The organism is Paenibacillus sp. 32352 (assembly GCF_002042965.1).
Taxonomy (GTDB): domain Bacteria; phylum Bacillota; class Bacilli; order Paenibacillales; family NBRC-103111; genus Paenibacillus_S; species Paenibacillus_S vulneris.
This window is the reverse complement of the sequence record NZ_MZNT01000006.1, coordinates 22,992-41,624: the sequence shown is the minus strand read 5'-3', so window position 1 is coordinate 41,624 and position 18,633 is coordinate 22,992. Positions and strand designations below refer to the sequence as shown.

Here is an 18,633-nt window from a genome sequence, read left to right as displayed (position 1 = left end):
AACGTTCCGCCTCCGAACTTGTTTGTATCCTTACAGTGTAACAGATTTTGGATACAAATGCTTTATTTCCGTGCGGTTGCATGAGAAGGAATTTTCAGGTTAAAATGCTTAGTAAGCATTTTCATTCCATTTTCAACCCGGAAGGACTGACGTTGCATGGGAATTAAATTCGCCCGAGAATATAATGACATTATTGACGACTTTACCCAAGCTTTACACAGCATCGACGAATGTTATTCTTTTTTGGAAATGACACCGGAGGATTGGAATGAGCTGGACGGCGAGGAGCAGCAGGAATGCATCAAGACGCTGGCTGACGATCTGTTCTACGGTTTGGGTACGGAGCCCAAAATGCGCGTCGGCAGCTGCACGGTGAGCCATGACCGGGAAAAGCATGTGATTGTCGTTTACCATGAGGGCAAGCTGATCAGCGTGGTTTACCTGGTATAGCGGCTCGCGCGGACGGTTCAGGGGAAGGATGGCCATGATGAAATTGACGAAGCTGACGGAGGAAGAGATCGTATCCAGGCTCGGGCAAGCGGACGGCTGGAGCAGGGAGGACGGCAAATGGATCGTCAAATCGTACCGGTTTCCGGCTTATATGGACGGGATTCAATTTGTTCAGGAGATCGCCCGGATATCGGAGCAGGAGCTGAATCACCATCCGTTCATTGCTGTCGATTACAAGCTGGTGCGGCTGCGTCTGACCTCCTGGCGGGCAGGAGGCTTGACGGACCTTGATTTCGAGGCGGCTTCGCGCTATGACGCCGTGTTCGAGCGATACGCCGATTTATAGCGGCTCAGCGGAGCCTTTCCAGACCATGCAGTGGAACGTTTCCATCCCAGTGGGGGTTTTCCGCTCGTAGGTATCGGTCTGCACAAAGCCTGCTTTCTCATATACGCGGTAAGCGCGGATGTTCCAGATCAGCACCTCCAGGTCGATTTCGTTGGAAGGTGCTTTTTGCTTGGCTTCGGTTACGATGGTGCGTACGAATTCAACCCCGTACCCCTGTCCGCAAAACTCCGGGCGCATGCCTAGACCGAGCCGGGTCACGCCGACCAAAGGGAAGAATTGAGCGAAGCCCACCAGCAAGCCGTCGGAATCGACAACACCGCGGTACTGCTCCTCCCGAAGCGCCGCATCGGCGAATTCCTCCTGTTCCGCAACCATCAGCTCCCAGGAGCGCCAGTTGTATACGTTATAAGGAACGGGATATTCCCACGTACAAATATCGCGGCAATGATCTTCCGTTAAGGGGACGACACGAAATTGGGATGTCGTGTGCATGGCGCACTCATCTCCTTTTCCAAATAATTACCATACTCCATTGTACAGAGTGGGGGCTTTTTTGTCGACCTGCGGCTTTCCTTGAATATTTCCACATTTTGTTCCTCTGCCGTTCCGTTGTATACTAGAAGAAAACATTTACCTTCAGCAAAGGAAGTGAACCTTCGATGCAGCATATCGTATCTCAGGAATGGTTGTTCGAGCATGGAACAGATGAGTTTGTCGTCATCATAGATTGTCGTTTCGTATTGGGAATGGGCAACGCGGAAGCAGGACGGAAGGCGTATGAGCAGGATCATATCCCCGGCGCCGTTTATATCGATTTGGAACAAGACCTGTCGGCCCCGATATCGGAGCACGGAGGGCGGCATCCGCTTCCGGATATGAACCGCTTTGCGCAAATTATGGGATCCGCCGGCATCAGCAGCGAATCGAAGGTTATCGTATACGACGACCAGGGCGGAGCCATGGCTTCCCGCTTATGGTGGATGCTCCAATATGCAGGACATACGCAAGTCTTTGTGTTAGACGGAGGATACTCCAAGTGGAAGGCCGCAGGCTACCCGGTAACCGACGAGCCGCCGGCTGTGCACGAGGCTGTATTCGTGCCCAAGCTGCAGAGCTCGATGCTGGTCAGCATGGAGGAAGTGAAGGAGCGCATAGGTCGTCCAGGGACGGTATTGGTCGATTCCCGTGAAGAGCGCCGATATCTTGGCCTGGAGGAACCGATTGATCCGGTAGCCGGACATATTCCTTCAGCAAAAAATTACTTCTGGAAGCAAAGCCTGAACGAACAGGGGAGCTGGAAGGAAGCGGCGGCGCTTCGTGAGCAATTCGTAGAATTGCAAAAGGCCGATGAGGTTATCGTGTACTGCGGGTCAGGCGTTACCGCTTGTCCTAACGTGCTGGCGATGAAGGAAGCAGGCTTGGCGAACGTGAAGCTGTATTCCGGCAGCTGGAGCGACTGGATCTCGTACAAGGACAATCCGATCGCGACAGGGGAAGAATAAGAGAGCGCATAACTGTTTATGCGCACAATGTAAGGGCTGCGGCAGGGGAAGGATGATACCCTGCAGCAGCCCTCTTTGGCTTGTTACTATGCCTATTCCTCTTGCTGAGAGGGGGAGTCAGCTTTTGGCGTACTGATTCATTTTGACGGTAGACTCTCTGACAATAAGCCGGGGCTCAAATTCTACCCGTTCATAGCCGGAAGTGTTCGGATATTGAATGCGTTTGAGTAATAGCTCCGCCGCGAGCCTTCCGACCTCGCTGCCCATGATGGAGACGGAGGTGATCTGCGGTGTCGTTACGGTCGCCCACAGATTGTTATCGATGCCCGCAATCGCCACATCCTCCGGCACTCGAACGCCAAGCTCCTTGAGCCGGTTTACGATGCCGATGGCAACCATGTCATTCACCGCATAGATGGCGTCCGGCATATGCTTCAGGCTGTAAAAATAATTGGCCGCCTGCCGTCCCGTTTCAAAAGAGAAATCTTCGCCGAAATAGACAAGGGACGGATCCACGTGGTTAAGCGACTGCTCGTAAGCAAAATAACGCTCCTCAATCTTTTGCTTCGGGGCACCTGCATAAGCGATTCGTGTCCGCCCTATCTGCAGTAAATGCTCCATCACCAGCTTGCCCTCCTGGCGGGCCATGCCGACAATATCCGCGTTGAGGTCCTCGCTCATTTTTTTGCCGTAGTTGATGACGGATACTGGGATCACGGCCTGATTTATCATGGGCTCGAGCTGTTTGGGATACGCCAGAGGCATAATGACAAGCCCGTCCACATGCAGCTTGTCCAGCTCCCTCAGCGTCTCCAGCTCCAGCATGGCATTCCCCAGCGTATTGATCTGCACGACTCTGTACCCATGCTGCTTGGCCGCCTGCTCGACCGACCATGCAATATCCGGAATGATAGCATTCCGGATATCGGGGACCGCCAGCGCAATCTGGCGTGTTTGGCGTATTTTGAGGCTCTGGGCCGAAGTGTTGGGCGTAAAGCCCATCTCTTCTACGACCTGCAATATTTTGGCCTTCGTCTTGGCGCTGATGCCTTTATGATTATTAAGCGCCCGGGACACGGTGGCGATGCCGACACCGGCTCTTTTGGCGACATCCTCGATCGTCAGCTTTTTGTTATTCGTCATACGAAGGAATGTTCCTTTCATTTCGGAATCGTTTCCGAATTGTTTCCGCGAGATGGGAGTTCTATTTTTATTATATCATAGCTTATCCTTCCTAAAACGGGATTGCGGTCAAACCACGGGATAGGACTCGTTTTTACGGCAAATAAGCAGGTGGGCTCCCCGTTTTGTTATTTGACAGTTTGTCGAAACTGTGACATGATAGTTACCGGAAACGTTTCCTATTATGCCTTTGTAAATGGGAAATCATATCATTTATTTCTTAATTCCTACAGGGAGATGACTAATATGCAAGCGTTAAGATGGCATGGTGTGAAGGACTTGCGCGTAGAGACGATCGATGAGCCTACCCCTAAGAAAGGGCAGGTCAAAATCAGAATCGAGGCGTGCGGAATATGCGGAAGCGATCTGCATGAATATGCTGCAGGTCCTATTTTTATTCCTGAGGGAACGCCCCATCCGCTTACGAATGAAAAAGCGCCTATCGTCATGGGCCATGAGTTTTCCGGACAAATCGTTGAGGTCGGCGAAGGGGTGACCCGGTTCCGGGTTGGAGACCGTGTAGTGGTCGAGCCTGTGTTCTCATGCGGCACATGCGAATCCTGCAGACACGGCAAATACAATCTTTGCGACAAAATGGGCTTCCTGGGCCTGGCCGGGGGCGGAGGAGGCTTCTCGGAATATGTAGCGGCAGATGAGCATATGGTGCACAAAATTCCGGACAGTCTATCTTATGAGCAAGGCGCATTAGTTGAGCCTTCGGCTGTCGTCCTGTACGCCGTTCGCTCGAGCCAGCTGAAAGTAGGCGACCGCGCGGTTGTATTCGGGACGGGCCCGATCGGCTTGCTGCTGATCGAAGCTTTGAAGGCTTCCGGCGCATCGGAAATTTATGCGGTGGAGCTGTCCGAGGAGAGACGCAGCAAAGCGGCAGAGCTGGGAGCCATAGTCTTGAATCCGGCGGAAACGGACATTGTGTCAGAAATCCAGCGCCTTACTAACGGCGGAGCGGACGTATGCTATGAAGTGACCGGCGTTCCGGCCGTATTGAACCAAGCCATTGCTTCGACAAAAATCAGCGGTCAAATTATGATCGTCAGCATTTTCGAGCGTGAGGCATCTATTCATCCTAACCAAATCGTGCTGAAAGAGCGCAATATTGCCGGGATCATCGGCTACCGTGATATTTTCCCTGCCGTCATAAGCTTGATGGAGCAAGGATATTTCCCCGCCGACAAGCTGGTGACCAAGCGGATTCCGCTTTCCGATATTGTGGAGGAAGGCTTCGAGACTCTCATTAAGGAGAAGAGCCAAATCAAAATTTTGGTTTCTCCAAAAAGCAACTAATCCTGTGTCGTACCTGTAGCTGAGCCTAGCCAAGTGGATGCGGCACAGCATAAGGAAGCCCGCACCCGGGCTCCCCTTGTTTCATGAACGTAGTCCCTTACCAATGAATTTGGGCTGTGGCGGACTGCCGGGAGGCGGTGGTCACGCCCTTTTTTTTATAGAGCTATAAATTTTCGGGGCCCCGCAAAATTACGAAGCTAAGGTCCTTTTGTAGGTCCGTTTGTTGAATAACCCGGCTTTGACAGAAATATGCTACATTGGAAGCTGGGGACGGTTTAGAGGCACCGCAAGCAAGCGTCTGGATCATTATTAGGCTTGTAACTCAATTCCATGAAGATATTCATATACGAAAGGATGTCCAAGATGAATACGAGAACCGAGAAAGAGAAAATGTTAGCCGGAGAATTATACCTTGCTTCCGATCCGGAATTAACCAAAGACCGTGAGAACGCTAGAAAGCTGACCAGACTGTTCAATCAAACGATAGAAACGGATTATGATAAACGAACGGAATTGCTCAAACAGCTCTTTGGTTCAACCGGTGAAAACCTGTATATGGAACCGACATTTCGTTGCGATTACGGCTATAACATTCATGTAGGCAACCATTTTTATGCGAACTTCGATTGCGTTATTCTGGATGTGTGTGAAGTCCGTATCGGTGAAAATTGTTTTATAGCACCAGGCGTACATATTTATACGGCCACACACCCGCTAAACCCGTTTGAACGAGTTTCGGGGGCTGAGTTTGGGAAGCCTGTAACGATTGGCAATAATGTTTGGATAGGTGGAAGAGCCGTTATTAATCCCGGCGTTACTATCGGTGATAATGTGGTAATAGCTTCCGGGGCAATTGTAACCAAAGATGTTCCTAGCAATGTTGTCGTAGGAGGAAATCCTGCGAAGGTTATTAAGACCATCGATGTTTAACAACCATTTCTTTAACAAACGAATACTGACAATGAAAAAAATAAGCCACCAGAGAGATGGCTTCAGGTTGTTGAAAAAAACTATCATACAGAAAAATGCGAATGGTAGGTGGGGTATCTCCAGGAGGAACGATAGCGTTCGCCTTTGTTCTCGGGAAACTCCCGCTATAAAGCGAATTTAATCAAAGTTTCCTGAGAACAACAGCGACCGGAGGGGGATACCTCACCGGGGTACCGGAGCAATTTTCAGATTTTCAGGTTTTCAACAGAATCAAGCCACCGAAAAGGTGGCTTGAGTTAAGTCGAATGAGTGCAGTAATCGTGAACGATAAATAGAGAGGGGCCGCTGCATAGGCTTAATCTTATCTATCAAGAAATTGGCCGCAAATCTTTTTAGCCGCTAATCTCGTCAGACATCGTAAGAATCACGGGACAGTGATCGCTGCCGAAGATTTCCGTATCTATTTGCGCATCCAGCAAGAAGGGAGCAAGTCGGGAGGAAGCCAGAAAATAATCAATGCGCCATCCGATGTTCCGCTCCCTTACCTTGGGCATGAAGGACCACCAGCTGTAGACATCTGTCCGGTCAGGGTAGAAATGCCGGAACGTATCGAGAAATCCCGCCTCCAGAAGCTGCGTCATTTTCTCCCGTTCCTCCGGAGTGAAGCCGGAATTGTTTTGATTGGACTTCGGATTTTTCAGGTCTATTTCCTGATGCGCCACATTCAGGTCCCCGCAAACGATAACAGGCTTCTGTTCGTCCAGCTGCTGAAGGTAGGCGCGGAACCTTTCCTCCCACTCCAGTCTGTACGCCAACCGGGACAGGTCGCGACGGGCATTGGGAGTATACACATTGACTAGATAAAATGATTCGAATTCCAGCGTGAGAATCCTGCCCTCTTCTTCTTGGTCCTCTTCGATGCCGTATCGCACGGAAAGCGGCTCTATCTTGGTAAAGACGGCGGTGCCGGAGTATCCCTTCTTAACGGCGTAATTCCAATATTGATAGAAGGAATCTCCCAGCTCCAGGCTAATTTGTCCTTCCTGCAGCTTCGTCTCCTGAACACAGAATATATCGGCTCCGCATTCCTTGAAATAATCGTAAAAACCTTTGTTAACACAAGCACGTAAACCATTGACGTTCCAGGATACCAGTTTCATTGCTCTATCTCCTTACCGCTTACTTGTCATCTATTTATTCAGTGTATCATAGATTGATAGTTCAAGTAGAGGGGAATGGTTCGTACCTGGATGCGTGGAGGGAGAGGACGCAAAAAAACCGCCCGCGGGTTACCGGCGGACGGGTTGTTCCTCCTGCTGCTGATTTTTCATGTACTTATCCATTGATAAGCTTGCGTTTACAGCGGCGGGGCGGACTTGAAGCCTTCGGTCGATGCTTTGCGTCCCCAAGGCGTACCGAGGAAAGGCAGCGCCCAGCGGTCTAACCCGTACCAGCCTGCATTTTTCCATGCCAGCACCAGCCATGTGGCCAAAATAAATAAAATCGGGTTCGTGCTCAAGGTTCCGGCGAATAAGAAGCTGGCGTTCATAACGCCGCCGAAGAAGGCTGCGATGCCGGTTAACAGACCCAGGATCAATCCGAGTCCTACGAGCAGCTCGCCGAAGGCGACAACGAATCCGAATACCTTGGCATTCGGCAGTACGAAGTGCTCCAGAAAGCTCGCATACCAGCCGGTAACATCCTTGCCGGCCTCGGCTTTGGCCAATGCCCCCTTGATAAATCCTGTCAGAGCGGTTCCCGCTTTATCGCCGGTCCATGCAGGGTTCGTTATTTTTCCCCATCCGGATGTAACCCAAGTGTAGCCGACATAGAGGCGAATGATTAACCAAATCACACCCGCCCGGGTGCTGCTGAATAAAAAATGGGAAACGGGATTTTCGGGTATTACGATTTCGTGTTTGCTCATGGAATAACCTCCTCAATGTAAAACCGTTCGCTGTGGGATCTATTGGATGGCTTTATTGTAGCTGGAGCTCGAATAATTATATGTGATATTTATCACAAGATACCTGGGAATGTATTATTTCCATCATCATGGCTGTAACATCCAAGAAGCAGGGTTTGTAAGGCTTTCCTTACTCCGGTAGGTTATAATCGTATCATGACGAAAAGGAGGAGGAGCAGAATGAGAATCGTAACGATTTCCGGCAGCTTGCGCAAGGAATCCTCTAATACAAGGCTGCTGCAGGCCGCAGAGGCTTTGGCGCCGGAGGGGATGGAGCTGGTTAGCTTTGAGGGGATAGGGGATCTCCCGCATTTTAATCCCGACTTGGATGGAGATGCTCCACCGGCTTCGGTAGCTGTATGGCGAAAGACGCTGCAAGCGGCAGATGGAGTGATGATCTGTACGCCGGAATATGCGAATGGAGTGCCCGGCGTTCTGAAGAACGCGTTGGATTGGCTGGTCTCGTCGGGAGAGCTGATGAATAAACCGACGGCCGCCATAAGCGCTTCCCCGCTAGCGACAGGAGGGAAGGTGGCTCATGCTTCCCTGATGCTGACTTTAGGCATGCTAACCGCTCACCTGTTCGAAGGAGGACAGCTGTCGATTCCACTCGTATCCAAAAAGATCAACGATCGGGGCGAATGGACGGATGCGGAAGCGGCTGAGGAGATAAGGCGATTGCTTGTAAGGATGTCGGATGCGGTACTGAAGCGGGGAAGCGAGTGAAGGATTCCTTTCGAGACGTGAGTCTCTAGGTTTACTCACCTGGTCGAAATTGGAAGGGCGAGAAAACGGGTTCAAGTGGAACTTTTTCGGGTAACCAATCGTATAGAAGAAAGAGAGCCCTGCAGGCTTGTCCGGACGCTGGAGACGTAACGGAGGCAAACGCTGAGGGCTTCAAAAAATAGTTGCGCGATGCTTCTATTTGCTGTCGGTCATCACAGCTTGGTACTGCTCTTCCGACAGGATGCGTTTCGCTGTGACAAAACGCTTGGCGTAGTAGGAATCGCTAAGCTTGGTCACGGTAACGCCTTTGTTTGTGGCGGAATGGTAGAACTTTCCGTCACCAACATAAATACCGACATGTGAGATTCCTTTGCCATCCGTGTTATAGAACACAAGATCGCCTGGGCGTAGCTCATCTTGGGACACCGTTGTACCGATCGCTGCTTGTCCTTTAGACGTATGAGGCAAATCGATATCGAATTTTGCGAAGACGAAGGAAGTGTAGCCGGAGCAATCAAAGCCTTTTGCTGTGGTACCCGCCCATTTATAAGGCGCTCCCAGCTCTTCGTTCACGGCTTGACTTAGCGGCGTTTCCGCAAAAGCGCTTCCTACTTGAATGCTGCAAAACAGTGCCACAGAAACGGCAAAACCAAAAAACTTTTTCAAAGGAAATTTTCCCCTTCCGATGCCTACGAGGTTAGCTTAAGGGTTCGGTTGAAGGCTCCCTATGATCACTCTGTTGCGAGATCAATTCACCCGGGTATTTGGATCCCCCGTTTTCCGCTGTGGAAATTCGGCAATATGTACGTTATTTTTGTTACGACTACAACAATTCGATCAAATATGCAGTTTTCCTCCCGCTGTCATAAAAAGTTCACAATTATAAAGGTTTTTTTGCTATATTTCTCGAAATTTCTAAAAAAGCAGTAGATGAAAAGGTTTACAATGAAAAATCATTGGGAGGAAACGGGGCGTTTTCATCCATATTTCGACAAAATGCTGAGTCGTTTGACATGGGCGTCGTCCAAATCGTGGAACATTACTGTCTGTAGTGAGGTTGCCCGATTTAGCGGGCTATTGACTTTATGGATAAAATCTGTTATCTCACATCGGGTGGCATGAATTGGGATGTAACCTGAACCCTGTAACACGAAAAAACCGTCGCAGCTTCCAAGGGGAAGCGGACGGTTTTTTTTGATATTTTATAAATAGTGGGTCCGTTTGTTTCTCTCTGCCGGTCAGGACATCGGGGGAAGCTATTCGCTTTTGGCGGACCAAAGCGCGTATTGAGCCGTGATCTCCCACATTTTGCAGAACATATGGATGAAGCGGTAGGCTTGAAAGCCGAGAAGAGCAAGGAATCCGGCCCATATCATGGTGGATGTCACGACGGCGGCGGTAATAAGAAGGCCGATCAGTGCGACCGTGACAGCGATCAACAGGGCAGGAAGAACGTTGCGCAGCAGGAGGGATACGGAGAATAAGGATGACTTTCCGCATACTTTCCCGAATTGCAGATACATAAACAGCGTCTGCAGAATAAACATGTAGGCCAGATAGGCGCCGAGCCAAGGCAGCAATTCCTGCGCGGCCGCATACAGTGTCGCTTGCTTGCTGTACAGCTGGGCTGCTTTGGGGATCAGCCAGTACAGCGGGCCGAGCTGCAGCGCCATTTGGGCCAGGTAGTAGCCGAAGAACGGTAAGGTCAGCTCACGTATCCCTTGGACGAACCGGTAACCGGCGTTTAATTCGGTATGCTTAAGTGAGTAGTATACACCGGCGTTCAGCACCGGGGTGAGCAGCATGCGGGCCAGCAGCAGCCCGAGCCCCCACAGAAGGTAAGGCTGCACGAGGTCGGTCTTCGTCAATTGGAACTGGCCTTCGATCCAGAAGAGCTGTACCGCTTCACGGGCCTGCTCTTTGCCGGGATAGCGGCGGAGCAAGGGGAAGACGATGGAGTGGATCCATTCGAAGAGCCCGAGCCCCCACAGCAGATTATAAATAAATAGAGTGCATACGGTAAAAGGCTGGTTCCAGGTTAAGCCCAATCCTTTTTTTATTAAATTCAACATAAGCGCTTGCTCACCTCACCATGCGACCCAGCCGAACAAGGTCTCGATTAATTTGACCACACCGACATTCCAGCGAATGGATAGCTTGCTGTCCACATTAGTTTTCATAAAGCTGTTGATTCGCTTGTTTTCCAGCACGATAGAGTAATGCGGGTCGATAGAAGCGTAATCCAAAGGCGCCGTGTGATTCAGCTTGAACTGGACGTCGGCGTCGATCCCGTCCCAGGTTTTATCAATTTGCGAGCCATCGGCAAAATGGAAGCGGATGGGAATCGTAGAATAGGTTCCCCCGAACCTTTGAATACGGACCGTATTCTCATATAAGGGCTGTCCTTCCTGGACAACCTGCTTGCTGTGAATGCCGGTCACGGCGTAGTCTACCATAAGGCCGTTATAGACATATTGATCGAAGAAGGCTGCCCAGCTCGTCTTGGTCACGTCCTCCAGTACCTTCTGGAAATCGGAGGTCGTCGGATGCTTGAACTTCCAGCGCTGGAAATAGGTCTTCATCACACGGTCCATCGTATCCCGGCCGATTTGCTGCTCGAGCGACTTTAATACCAGCTTGGCCCGGATGTAGACGTTCTCGGCATATTGATTGTGGCCCCGGTACGCCCAGGAATCCAGCTTGAGCGCTGCCGGAGAAGTCATATAGCTGGACTCCACGAGCAGATTCGGCTTAACGCCGTACTCCAGCTCCATCAGCTTATCCTCGGCATAGGAGGTAAAGCCCTCATCCAGCCAAGCTTCCTCGAACTCGTTGTTCGCGACCATGCCATACCAGAATTGATGTCCAATTTCATGTACGATTACCCGCTCAAGCTCCAGGTCCGGCTGTTCGCTGGCTGCTCCCCAACCGGTGACGAGTGTCGGGTATTCCATGCCGCCTGCTCCATTGCCGTTCTCGGGCGGTACAACGATCGAGAGCGTGGAGTACGGGTAGCTGCCATACCATTGGGAGAACCGTGCCAATGCTTTTTTGGCGGCGGTCATGTAACGGTTTTTCAGCTGCTCGTGCTTGGGATCGAGATACAGCTTGATGCGGACGCCCGGAATTTGCTGGGTGGCGTAGGGCTCTTCATAATAAATGAAATGAGGGGAGGCGGCCCAGGCAAAATCATGCACGTCATCGGAATAGAACGAATAGGTTTTCGTCTTCCCGTCGTCCGCAGGCGGCTTCGTCGGAAAACCGGTGGCTGCAACCGTGTAGCTGGACGGCACTTTGATGCGTACGTCAAAAATGCCGAAATCCGCATAAAACTCCGAATTGCCGTGATATTGGTGCAAATTCCAGCCCTCGGCCGTGCGTCCTCTGGTACCTGCCGGCTCATAGACGGCTACCTTCGGGAACCACTGCCCAGCCATGATGAAATCGTCGGCGTACCCCATCCTGGCGAACACAGAAGGGAACTGAACGGAAAAGTTGGTTTTCAGCGTGATTCGCTCTCCGGGGTTCACCGCCTTGGGCAGGGTGATTTTCATCAAGGTCTGGTCATCCTTGTTACCGTCGTCGGGCTGAACATACTCCATTTTGGAGACGAGCTCCTCGCCCTCTAACGTTTTGATACTGCTGATGTCCATATTCCCTGTATTGTTTTCTGTGCTTTTATCTTCCCTCAGCTTGCCGCCGGACTCTTTCATGAAGGTCGTTTTTTTGGATTTGAACGCATTCGGGTACATGTGGAAGTAAAGCTCTTGTACCGGCTGGCTTCCGGGATTTTTCCAGGTCAGCGTCTGAGTGCCGGCAATCTGCTTTTTAGCCGCATCCAGCTCGACGTTCATATGATACTCGACGATGCGGGAGCTGAGCGGCTGCGGGGCAGGCTTCTCGATAGGCTTGGCCGGCAAGCTGGGAGGCGCCGGCGTTGCGGGCTCATTCATACGTGCTGCCACGGGCTTGGCCAGAGGCTGGAGCTGAAGACCCAGCGAGGAGCCGTCCGCTTGAGACAGATCGAATTGATACGGTTGAAAGTCGGGCTCTCCCTTCAATGATGAGGAGGTCATGGCGACGGGATTCGGTGCGAGCGAGCCTAATAGTTCCGCACCCTCGCGCAGGTCGGATAGAGAGAATGGAGCTTGCTGCGGAAGGCTGCCGCCCGGCAGGGCTTGGCTTGCAAAGGTTGCTCCGCTGGCAAGGACTACGAGAAGACACCATTGCGCGAGTCGGTTGCCGATAACATTTTTCATCTATTTTTCACCCCGTTGACAAGCATCTACAGCATGTATATGTTTGTGGGACGAGGATTATTTCTGCTCGGTACAAAAGAAATTTTTCAGGCTGCTTACCCTGTCCGCTGAGGGCTGTATCAATAATTTTTCGTTTTTAGTGGAAATAGGGGGGGCATTTTAGCTAAAATAGAAGGAACGGGCAAGACGATAACATTAAAGACGGATGGTGCCATTAATGGATATAAATAAGGATCAAGCGGCGGATAAGCCGAAAAAATTGAACTCCCTCAACATTGTCAGCGGCAAGGTGGAGCATCGCGGCTTTGGCGCAGGATCTATCGACCTGAGCCAGCTGTCCAGCGTCATTATCGATGGGGACGAAGCGTATCTCGATATGGGAGCTCTGCATGCGAAGAGCAAAGTGGAGAAGGGCATCAAATTCTCGACAAACAAGGAGGACGTCCCGAACGGGCGCACCTGCTGGATCGTTTGGGTAGCGGCAGACCGCAGGGAATCCGGCTCTTATTATGCGGGTGTGACGTCCTGCGAAATGTCGGTCGATCCGGAGGCAAGACGCGGGTGGAAGATCCTGGCTGACCATGTAAACCGGATGGATTATGCGCTAAAACGCCGGATCATGCTGGAAAATTTGCCGGCCCGGGAGAAGGCGGCCTTGCGAAAATTGCTTATGGAGTACAACCCGGAGATGTGGGAAAACTCAGATGAGGCGCTGAAGGAAGCGCTGGCATAAAATTATGTACATTATGTGACTTCCATTGTATAAGTCCTCGCGAACGATGTATACTATTGCTCAGTATATGCAACATATACTAGGACAGCAAAAAGGCAGACCTCGGTCTGCCTTTTTGTGTTGGACAAAAATAGAATTATTCCTTCAAGCCGCGGTAACGCCCTGTTCGAAGCTCGCGGCTGTACGGTTCGAGCAGCGGAATATCGGCCTGCTCCGCCAGACGGACGGCCAGCTCGATATCATAAGGAACCCGGACAAGCTGGATGGAGAAGGCGGAAGGAACGGAGCTGTCGAGCTGCCCTTCCAATATGGCATAGGAGGCCTGCGGGATGTCGAGAGGGTTGCCTACGCTGCCTGCATTAAACAGCGTTCTTCCGCGCAGATTTTGGGAGTAGGCGTTGTGAATGTCTCCGTAGCCGACGACATCGGGCAGCTCGCTGCCATCCGTTCCTCCTGTCTGGTCGGTATTATGAAACATGGTGAGCCGGCTTTCCATTGAATCCCACGGCTGAATGCGCGTATACACACTGACCGGGGATGCGTGAAACAACCGGATCTTCTTGCCGCTCATCATAAAATCGTGGGAGAAGGGAAGCTGCCCGAGCCAGCGGAGGCGTTCCTCCCCTAACCGGCGCTGATGCCATTGGAGAACCTCGTCCTGACTAGGCTTGGTCAATAGATGATCCCAGTTTCCCATTACAACGACGGGACACAGCTCCTTGATGGTATCAACGGCTTCGGCCGGATGAGGGCCGGTACCGACCAAATCTCCCAAACAATAGATAGCCGTGACTCCCCGCTGGCGTATGTCCTCTAGCACTGCATCGAGAGCCGGAATGTTGCCGTGAATATCGGATATGACAGCTATTTTTTGCATTATGCAGCCCTCCTGGCTACCTGAAATTAAGGAAGATCCTGCTGCTGCTCCTCACAGGTAATTGCATAAATATTATGATCCTCCCACACATCATGAATATGCAAGTAGTTTCGGGCTAAGCCCTCGTAACGAAAACCTGCTTTCTCAAGCACACGGATGGAAGGTGTATTGCGGGGCATAACAGCGCCTTGGACGCGATGCAGCTTCAAATGGTGGAAGGCGCAATGTACGGTCAGCTTGACGGCTTCCGTCGCATAGCCTTTGCCTGTATGCCCTTTATCTAAATAATAGCCGATATTAGCGTTTTGCCAAGGCCCCCGGAATACAGAGGATAGGTTAACGCGTCCAATTAAATGCTCGCTTTCATTTAAAAAAATACCGAAGCTGTAGCTGGTATCGTTTTGCGCATTTACCAGGCTTAGGCGAATTTGTTCCTCCTGGAACTCAAGCGTAAAATGGTCGTCCGGGCGGACCGGCTCAAACAGCCGGTGGTATTCCCGGTTCTCGGTGCGAAGGCGATGCAGCGCTTCGGCATCGGATAGAGCGAGGGGGCGTATATGGACAATGTCAGCTTGCAGCTTCATAGGCATAGCTTCTGTTCACCTGAGTTCGTTATGATTTGCCGTCAGAGGTGATTCTTCCGTCAGAGGTCATCACGGGAATCGGGTCCCCCAAATAAGTCGGTTTAGGCTTTAATAAATTTACATAAAGAAAGTCTTTGTTCCTGGCTAATACCTCGCGGGTTTCGTAGCGCGGCATCCCGGCGTATTGCTGCCTGTCCGAGGCGACGCCGTAAGCATCCAAACCCATTTGCCGGGCGGTATAGACAGCGCGCATCAGATGGTACTCCTGGGTCACGATCACGACTTTTTTCGCCTGGAAAATATCTTTAGCGCGGTACATGCTTTCATATGTGCTAAATCCGGCGTGATCCATGAAGATATGCTCCGGTTCTACATTTCGCTGCTCCAGATAGCGTCTCATCGTATTGACCTCGTCGTAATCCATTCTGCCGTGATCACCGCTCACAATGAACCGGTCCGCTTTGCCTGCCTCCTTGAGCTCAAGGGCCGCATCCAATCGGTCTCCCAGCATGCTGGATACCGAGCCGTTAGGATATACCCTTGCACCCAGAACAAGAATAGCCTCGGCCTTAGGAGCCTCCTCAACACTGACAATGTACGGTGCCGCGGAGGATTTCACAATGCTGTTAATCGTGAATACAGTGAAGATCGGAGCGGCAATCAGCACGATGACAGCCGTAAGCTTCCATTTTAGCTTCATCATTTCCCAACCTTACCTATGGAAAAATTAGTTTGTATGGTATATAACGCGGCAAATGGCGCAAAAGTTTCTGATATCCGGCTAACGCTTGACCTGCATTGAAAATCATATTGTTAAAGCGAGAAGTCTGCTGCGGACAGGCTCTGGCAGCGGTTCCTGCAGCAGCTGCTGCAGCCTCTCCTGGTCCGCTCCGCATTCGGTCAAATAGGAGAATAGCTTATTCGCCTTCTCCTCACGGTTCATCAATGCATAGGCGGCCGCCCATACTTCGGGACTCCCCATAGGGATGCCTTCCCATACGCGGGAGGAATGGGAATACAGCCGGCATAATCCGGCATCCGTATGAATCGCGAAGCCGCCTATCAGATCTACAGGAAGGGAACCGTGTGTGATGGAAAGCCGGTAGCTGCTTGCAAAGGGATAATCCCCACTGACGGCCCTGGTCCACGAAATTCCTTTCAGTGCTTTCTCCACATCCTCAAGCGGTGCCTCCGTCGTGATATCCCAGTCGCGAACCTGCTCTGTGAGCCCGAGGCTGTACAATAGGCCGCTTCCGCCGGAAGCATAAGGGATGCCGGCCGCATCCAGCCGCTCTGTGATGCTTTTTGCCGCAGTTAGAATGGAATGAAGCCCCATAAACGCACCTCCAATGTTGTCCTCATAGTATAGCATAGCTGTGTGTCATAATATGGAAGGAATTTGGCTAAAAAAGCAAAAAAGCCGCACCGTATCCGATGCGGCCAGGTCGTTGAAAAAACCTATCATGCAGAAAATGGAAAAGGTGACAGGCGGGGTATCCTTTGTAGGAGCGATAGCGTTCGCCTTTGTTTTCGGGAAATCCCCGCTATAAAGCGTATATAATCAAAGTTTCCCGAGAACAACAGCGGCCGGAAGGGGATACCTCACCGGGGGACCGAAGCGAATTTTCAGATTTTCGGTTTTTTTAACAGACTCGCCGCACCGTATCCGATGCGGCTCCCTCATCAATCGTTCCACCAGCGCTTCAGATCTTCCCACCAGGTGCCGTTGCCTTTTGGCTTGGCCGGCTTCACAGGCTCTTTCTTCTGCTCGGTGCAGTAGTCGGTAGGCTCGGTTCCCTGCACGAAGGCTTCCATTCTGGAGTTAGGGCAGTCATCATTCGCCAGCTTGCCTGTCGCCGGATCAATGTAGACGCTGGTCACCCCGTCAGGGATCGGGAACAGCTTCGGCGGAACCGACTCCAGCGCATGCTCCGTAAACTCCGCAAAGATAGGGGCGGCCAGATGCGATTCTACCGCATTGATGTTCCGGTCTTTGTCATAACCGACCCAGACGGCCGTCGACAGCTCGGGCGTATAGCCGACCAGCCAGGCGTCTGTGTTGGTGGTGCCGGTCTTGCCCGCAACCGGACGCTTCAGCACGGCGGAGACGCGGTTGCCGGTGCCCCCCGTCTCGAATACGCTCTCCATGAGCTGCGTCATGACGTAAGTGTAAGAAGGCGGGATGACCGTTTCCTTGGCCGGATTCGCCTGATACAGAACCCGCCCGTAGCTGTCTTCGATGCGGGTGATGATTGTAGGCTCGACCCGGACGCCTTGGTTGGCGAAGATGCCGAAGGCGGACGCCATCTCGAACGGGCTTACCGGGAAGGTGCCAAGCGCTAGCGAGGGGAGCGGCTTCATCGGGCTGTTGATGCCCATTTTGCGCGCCATCGCAATGACATTCTCCGGCCCTACGTCCAGTATGGTATGAACGGCGAAGATGTTGTCCGATTTGGCGATCGCCTGCCGCAGATCGATCCAGTCAAAATACTTGTTATCGAAGTTGCTCGGCGTGTACGTTTGCTTTCCGTTGTCATAGGTGAATGTCGTAGGCTCGCTTTTAAACCGTGTCACCGGGGTATACTGCTTTTGCTGAAGCGCGGTGACATACATGATCGGCTTAAAGGAAGAGCCCGGCTGCCGGGTATTGGACAATGCCCGGTTATATTGATTCTCGCTGTAGTTGCGTCCGCCGACCATCGCTTTGACGTAGCCGTTGCGCGGGTCGATTGCCACCAGTGCGGCCTGCATCTCCGGATAGGGCTCCAATTGGGAGCTCACGGTTTCTTCGGCGACCCTCTGGGTATTCATATCCAGCGTCGTATAGATTTTCAGGCCGCCGTCATCGAACTGGTCCTCCGTAATGCCCAGCTTTTCCGTCGCCACACTGCGCACATAATCGCGGAAGTAGCCCGCGATCGCCGGTTTGCGGGGCTCCAACGGCAGGATTGTCAGCTTTTCCTTAGCCGCCTGATCGGCCTGTCCCTGACTGATGATGCCGGCATGGACCATCGTTTGGAGCACCGTTTCCTGCCGGTCCTTTGCGCTTTTCATATCATAGTAGGGAGAATAGTAGCGGGGACCTTTCGGAATACCGGCCAGCATGGCGCTTTCGGCAAGCGTCAAATCCTTGGCATCCTTGCCGAAGAACAGCTTGGCCGCCGCCTGAATGCCGTAGGTGGAATGCCCGTAATAAATTTGATTCAAATACTCGTCCAATATTTCGTCCTTGGTCATATGCAATTCCATTTGGACGGCGTAGTACGTTTCCTTCAGCTTTCTCGACCATGTGCGCTCGTGTGATAAGTACAGATTCCGGGCCAGCTGCTGCGTAATCGTACCGGCCCCCTGAACCTTGGCCATATGCTGCAGGTTGACGACGGCCGCCCGTGCGATCCCGCGCAGATCAAAGCCGTAATGATTGTAAAAATTACGATCCTCAATGGCCAGCGTCGCTTCGACCAAATAAGGGGAAATGTTGTCAAGAGGAACCTCCTGGCGGTTTTTTCCCCCGTTTAATGTTTCCAGCACCTCTCCGTGCATATCGTACATTTCGGTCGAGGGACCCATTTTGGAGACCGGCAGCGCCTGGGAACGCATATATAACAGCAGGATGAAGATGACGGCCGTAGTCATAAGGAGCGTAGAGAAAGTGAGCGAGACAGCCGATTTCAGCTTTCGGAACCAGCGAAGCTCGTCCGGCTCGGCCGGTTTGTTCTTTTTCGCATCGGACACGATCATCCCTCCTTTCATACAACATTATAATTTTGGAGCTC

At 51.8% G+C, this 18,633-nt stretch carries 19 protein-coding genes and 1 riboswitch; of the genes, 7 read left to right on the top strand and 12 right to left on the bottom strand.

What is annotated here, in order from left to right; translation table 11 throughout:
- Window positions 1–156 precede the first annotated feature (156 nt).
- Both B1728_RS15330 and B1728_RS15325 read left to right on the top strand, forming a co-directional pair.
- On the top strand, window positions 157–450 hold the full coding sequence (locus tag B1728_RS15330) for a hypothetical protein (protein WP_079911116.1): 294 nt from the start codon (window positions 157–159) through the stop codon (window positions 448–450).
- A 34-nt stretch (window positions 451–484) separates the two neighbouring features.
- Window positions 485–796, top strand: a complete 312-nt coding sequence (locus B1728_RS15325) for a 4a-hydroxytetrahydrobiopterin dehydratase (RefSeq protein ID WP_079911115.1) — start codon at window positions 485–487, stop codon at window positions 794–796.
- Here B1728_RS15325 and B1728_RS15320 read toward each other — a convergent pair.
- Window positions 791–1,288 carry a GNAT family N-acetyltransferase gene (locus B1728_RS15320; RefSeq protein WP_079911114.1) on the bottom strand — a complete coding sequence of 166 codons (498 nt, stop codon included), beginning with the start codon at window positions 1,286–1,288 and terminating at the stop codon, window positions 791–793. The two genes, B1728_RS15325 and B1728_RS15320, sit on opposite strands and share 6 nt — an antisense overlap.
- A gap of 167 nt (window positions 1,289–1,455) precedes the next feature.
- On the opposite strand from B1728_RS15320, the gene B1728_RS15315 reads away from it, so the two are divergent.
- Window positions 1,456–2,298 carry a sulfurtransferase gene (locus tag B1728_RS15315; protein WP_079911113.1) on the top strand — a complete coding sequence of 281 codons (843 nt, stop codon included), beginning with the start codon at window positions 1,456–1,458 and terminating at the stop codon, window positions 2,296–2,298.
- A gap of 117 nt (window positions 2,299–2,415) precedes the next feature.
- Here B1728_RS15315 and B1728_RS15310 read toward each other — a convergent pair whose 3' ends face one another.
- Window positions 2,416–3,441, bottom strand: coding sequence for a LacI family DNA-binding transcriptional regulator (locus B1728_RS15310; protein WP_079911112.1), 1,026 nt, complete (start codon window positions 3,439–3,441; stop codon window positions 2,416–2,418).
- A 285-nt stretch (window positions 3,442–3,726) separates the two neighbouring features.
- On the opposite strand from B1728_RS15310, the gene B1728_RS15305 reads away from it, so the two are divergent.
- Together B1728_RS15305 and B1728_RS15300 are read left to right on the top strand one after the other, a co-directional pair.
- Entirely contained in the window at window positions 3,727–4,782 is a 1,056-nt protein-coding gene (locus B1728_RS15305) for a 2,3-butanediol dehydrogenase (RefSeq protein WP_079911111.1), read from the top strand.
- Between the two features lie 363 nt (window positions 4,783–5,145).
- Window positions 5,146–5,712, top strand: coding sequence for a sugar O-acetyltransferase (locus tag B1728_RS15300; RefSeq protein WP_079911110.1), 567 nt, complete (start codon window positions 5,146–5,148; stop codon window positions 5,710–5,712).
- A gap of 392 nt (window positions 5,713–6,104) precedes the next feature.
- On the opposite strand, the gene B1728_RS15290 is transcribed toward B1728_RS15300, so the two are convergent.
- A complete protein-coding gene (locus B1728_RS15290) occupies window positions 6,105–6,872 on the bottom strand; it encodes an exodeoxyribonuclease III (protein ID WP_079911108.1) in 768 nt (255 codons plus the stop codon).
- Between the two features lie 197 nt (window positions 6,873–7,069).
- Window positions 7,070–7,639, bottom strand: coding sequence for a DoxX family membrane protein (locus B1728_RS15285; protein WP_079911107.1), 570 nt, complete (start codon window positions 7,637–7,639; stop codon window positions 7,070–7,072).
- 219 nt (window positions 7,640–7,858) lie between these two features.
- Between B1728_RS15285 and B1728_RS15280 the strand changes: the two genes are divergently transcribed.
- Complete coding sequence (locus tag B1728_RS15280) at window positions 7,859–8,404, top strand: NADPH-dependent FMN reductase (protein WP_079911106.1); 546 nt, start codon at window positions 7,859–7,861, stop codon at window positions 8,402–8,404.
- A gap of 195 nt (window positions 8,405–8,599) precedes the next feature.
- Here the strand turns inward: B1728_RS15280 and B1728_RS15275 are convergent, their stop codons facing one another.
- From B1728_RS15275 to B1728_RS15265, 3 genes are all read right to left on the bottom strand, one after another.
- Window positions 8,600–9,070 carry a C40 family peptidase gene (locus tag B1728_RS15275; RefSeq protein WP_079911105.1) on the bottom strand — a complete coding sequence of 157 codons (471 nt, stop codon included), beginning with the start codon at window positions 9,068–9,070 and terminating at the stop codon, window positions 8,600–8,602.
- A gap of 5 nt (window positions 9,071–9,075) precedes the next feature.
- Window positions 9,076–9,213, bottom strand: a riboswitch (cyclic di-AMP (ydaO/yuaA leader).
- A gap of 447 nt (window positions 9,214–9,660) precedes the next feature.
- Window positions 9,661–10,476 carry a hypothetical protein gene (locus tag B1728_RS15270; protein WP_079911104.1) on the bottom strand — a complete coding sequence of 272 codons (816 nt, stop codon included), beginning with the start codon at window positions 10,474–10,476 and terminating at the stop codon, window positions 9,661–9,663.
- Between the two features lie 15 nt (window positions 10,477–10,491).
- Window positions 10,492–12,663: a M1 family metallopeptidase gene (locus tag B1728_RS15265; RefSeq protein ID WP_079911103.1), complete on the bottom strand. Its 2,172-nt coding sequence runs from the start codon at window positions 12,661–12,663 to the stop codon at window positions 10,492–10,494.
- A 217-nt stretch (window positions 12,664–12,880) separates the two neighbouring features.
- Between B1728_RS15265 and B1728_RS15260 the strand changes: the two genes are divergently transcribed.
- Window positions 12,881–13,396 carry a YwhD family protein gene (locus tag B1728_RS15260; RefSeq protein WP_079911102.1) on the top strand — a complete coding sequence of 172 codons (516 nt, stop codon included), beginning with the start codon at window positions 12,881–12,883 and terminating at the stop codon, window positions 13,394–13,396.
- Between the two features lie 136 nt (window positions 13,397–13,532).
- Here the strand turns inward: B1728_RS15260 and B1728_RS15255 are convergent, their stop codons facing one another.
- The 5 genes from B1728_RS15255 to B1728_RS15235 all read right to left on the bottom strand — a co-directional run bounded on the left by B1728_RS15255 (window position 13,533) and on the right by B1728_RS15235 (window position 18,592).
- A complete protein-coding gene (locus B1728_RS15255) occupies window positions 13,533–14,273 on the bottom strand; it encodes a metallophosphoesterase family protein (RefSeq protein WP_079911101.1) in 741 nt (246 codons plus the stop codon).
- 26 nt (window positions 14,274–14,299) lie between these two features.
- On the bottom strand, window positions 14,300–14,857 hold the full coding sequence (locus tag B1728_RS15250; RefSeq protein WP_079911451.1) for a GNAT family N-acetyltransferase: 558 nt from the start codon (window positions 14,855–14,857) through the stop codon (window positions 14,300–14,302).
- 28 nt (window positions 14,858–14,885) lie between these two features.
- The gene (locus tag B1728_RS15245) at window positions 14,886–15,560 is read right to left on the bottom strand and encodes a SanA/YdcF family protein (RefSeq protein WP_079911100.1); all 675 of its coding nucleotides are present in this window, start codon (window positions 15,558–15,560) and stop codon (window positions 14,886–14,888) included.
- A gap of 102 nt (window positions 15,561–15,662) precedes the next feature.
- Window positions 15,663–16,193, bottom strand: coding sequence for a hypothetical protein (locus tag B1728_RS15240; RefSeq protein WP_079911099.1), 531 nt, complete (start codon window positions 16,191–16,193; stop codon window positions 15,663–15,665).
- Window positions 16,194–16,540: 347 nt separating this feature from the next.
- On the bottom strand, window positions 16,541–18,592 hold the full coding sequence (locus B1728_RS15235) for a transglycosylase domain-containing protein (protein WP_483310981.1): 2,052 nt from the start codon (window positions 18,590–18,592) through the stop codon (window positions 16,541–16,543).
- Window positions 18,593–18,633 lie beyond the last annotated feature (41 nt).

Bases quoted from the DNA above. Each gene is read 5' to 3' on its own strand.
- B1728_RS15300 (WP_079911110.1), top strand. From the start codon at position 5,146: ATGAATACGAGAACCGAGAAAGAGAAAATGTTAGCCGGAGAATTATAC.
- B1728_RS15320 (WP_079911114.1), bottom strand. From the start codon at position 1,288: ATGCACACGACATCCCAATTTCGTGTCGTCCCCTTAACGGAAGATCAT.
- B1728_RS15250 (WP_079911451.1), bottom strand. From the start codon at position 14,857: ATGAAGCTGCAAGCTGACATTGTCCATATACGCCCCCTCGCTCTATCC.
- B1728_RS15315 (WP_079911113.1), top strand. From the start codon at position 1,456: ATGCAGCATATCGTATCTCAGGAATGGTTGTTCGAGCATGGAACAGAT.
- B1728_RS15260 (WP_079911102.1), top strand. From the start codon at position 12,881: ATGGATATAAATAAGGATCAAGCGGCGGATAAGCCGAAAAAATTGAAC.
- B1728_RS15285 (WP_079911107.1), bottom strand. From the start codon at position 7,639: ATGAGCAAACACGAAATCGTAATACCCGAAAATCCCGTTTCCCATTTT.
- B1728_RS15255 (WP_079911101.1), bottom strand. From the start codon at position 14,273: ATGCAAAAAATAGCTGTCATATCCGATATTCACGGCAACATTCCGGCT.
- B1728_RS15270 (WP_079911104.1), bottom strand. From the start codon at position 10,476: ATGTTGAATTTAATAAAAAAAGGATTGGGCTTAACCTGGAACCAGCCT.
- B1728_RS15330 (WP_079911116.1), top strand. From the start codon at position 157: ATGGGAATTAAATTCGCCCGAGAATATAATGACATTATTGACGACTTT.
- B1728_RS15265 (WP_079911103.1), bottom strand. From the start codon at position 12,663: ATGAAAAATGTTATCGGCAACCGACTCGCGCAATGGTGTCTTCTCGTA.
- B1728_RS15280 (WP_079911106.1), top strand. From the start codon at position 7,859: ATGAGAATCGTAACGATTTCCGGCAGCTTGCGCAAGGAATCCTCTAAT.
- B1728_RS15310 (WP_079911112.1), bottom strand. From the start codon at position 3,441: ATGACGAATAACAAAAAGCTGACGATCGAGGATGTCGCCAAAAGAGCC.
- B1728_RS15305 (WP_079911111.1), top strand. From the start codon at position 3,727: ATGCAAGCGTTAAGATGGCATGGTGTGAAGGACTTGCGCGTAGAGACG.
- B1728_RS15240 (WP_079911099.1), bottom strand. From the start codon at position 16,193: ATGGGGCTTCATTCCATTCTAACTGCGGCAAAAAGCATCACAGAGCGG.
- B1728_RS15325 (WP_079911115.1), top strand. From the start codon at position 485: ATGATGAAATTGACGAAGCTGACGGAGGAAGAGATCGTATCCAGGCTC.
- B1728_RS15245 (WP_079911100.1), bottom strand. From the start codon at position 15,560: ATGATGAAGCTAAAATGGAAGCTTACGGCTGTCATCGTGCTGATTGCC.
- B1728_RS15290 (WP_079911108.1), bottom strand. From the start codon at position 6,872: ATGAAACTGGTATCCTGGAACGTCAATGGTTTACGTGCTTGTGTTAAC.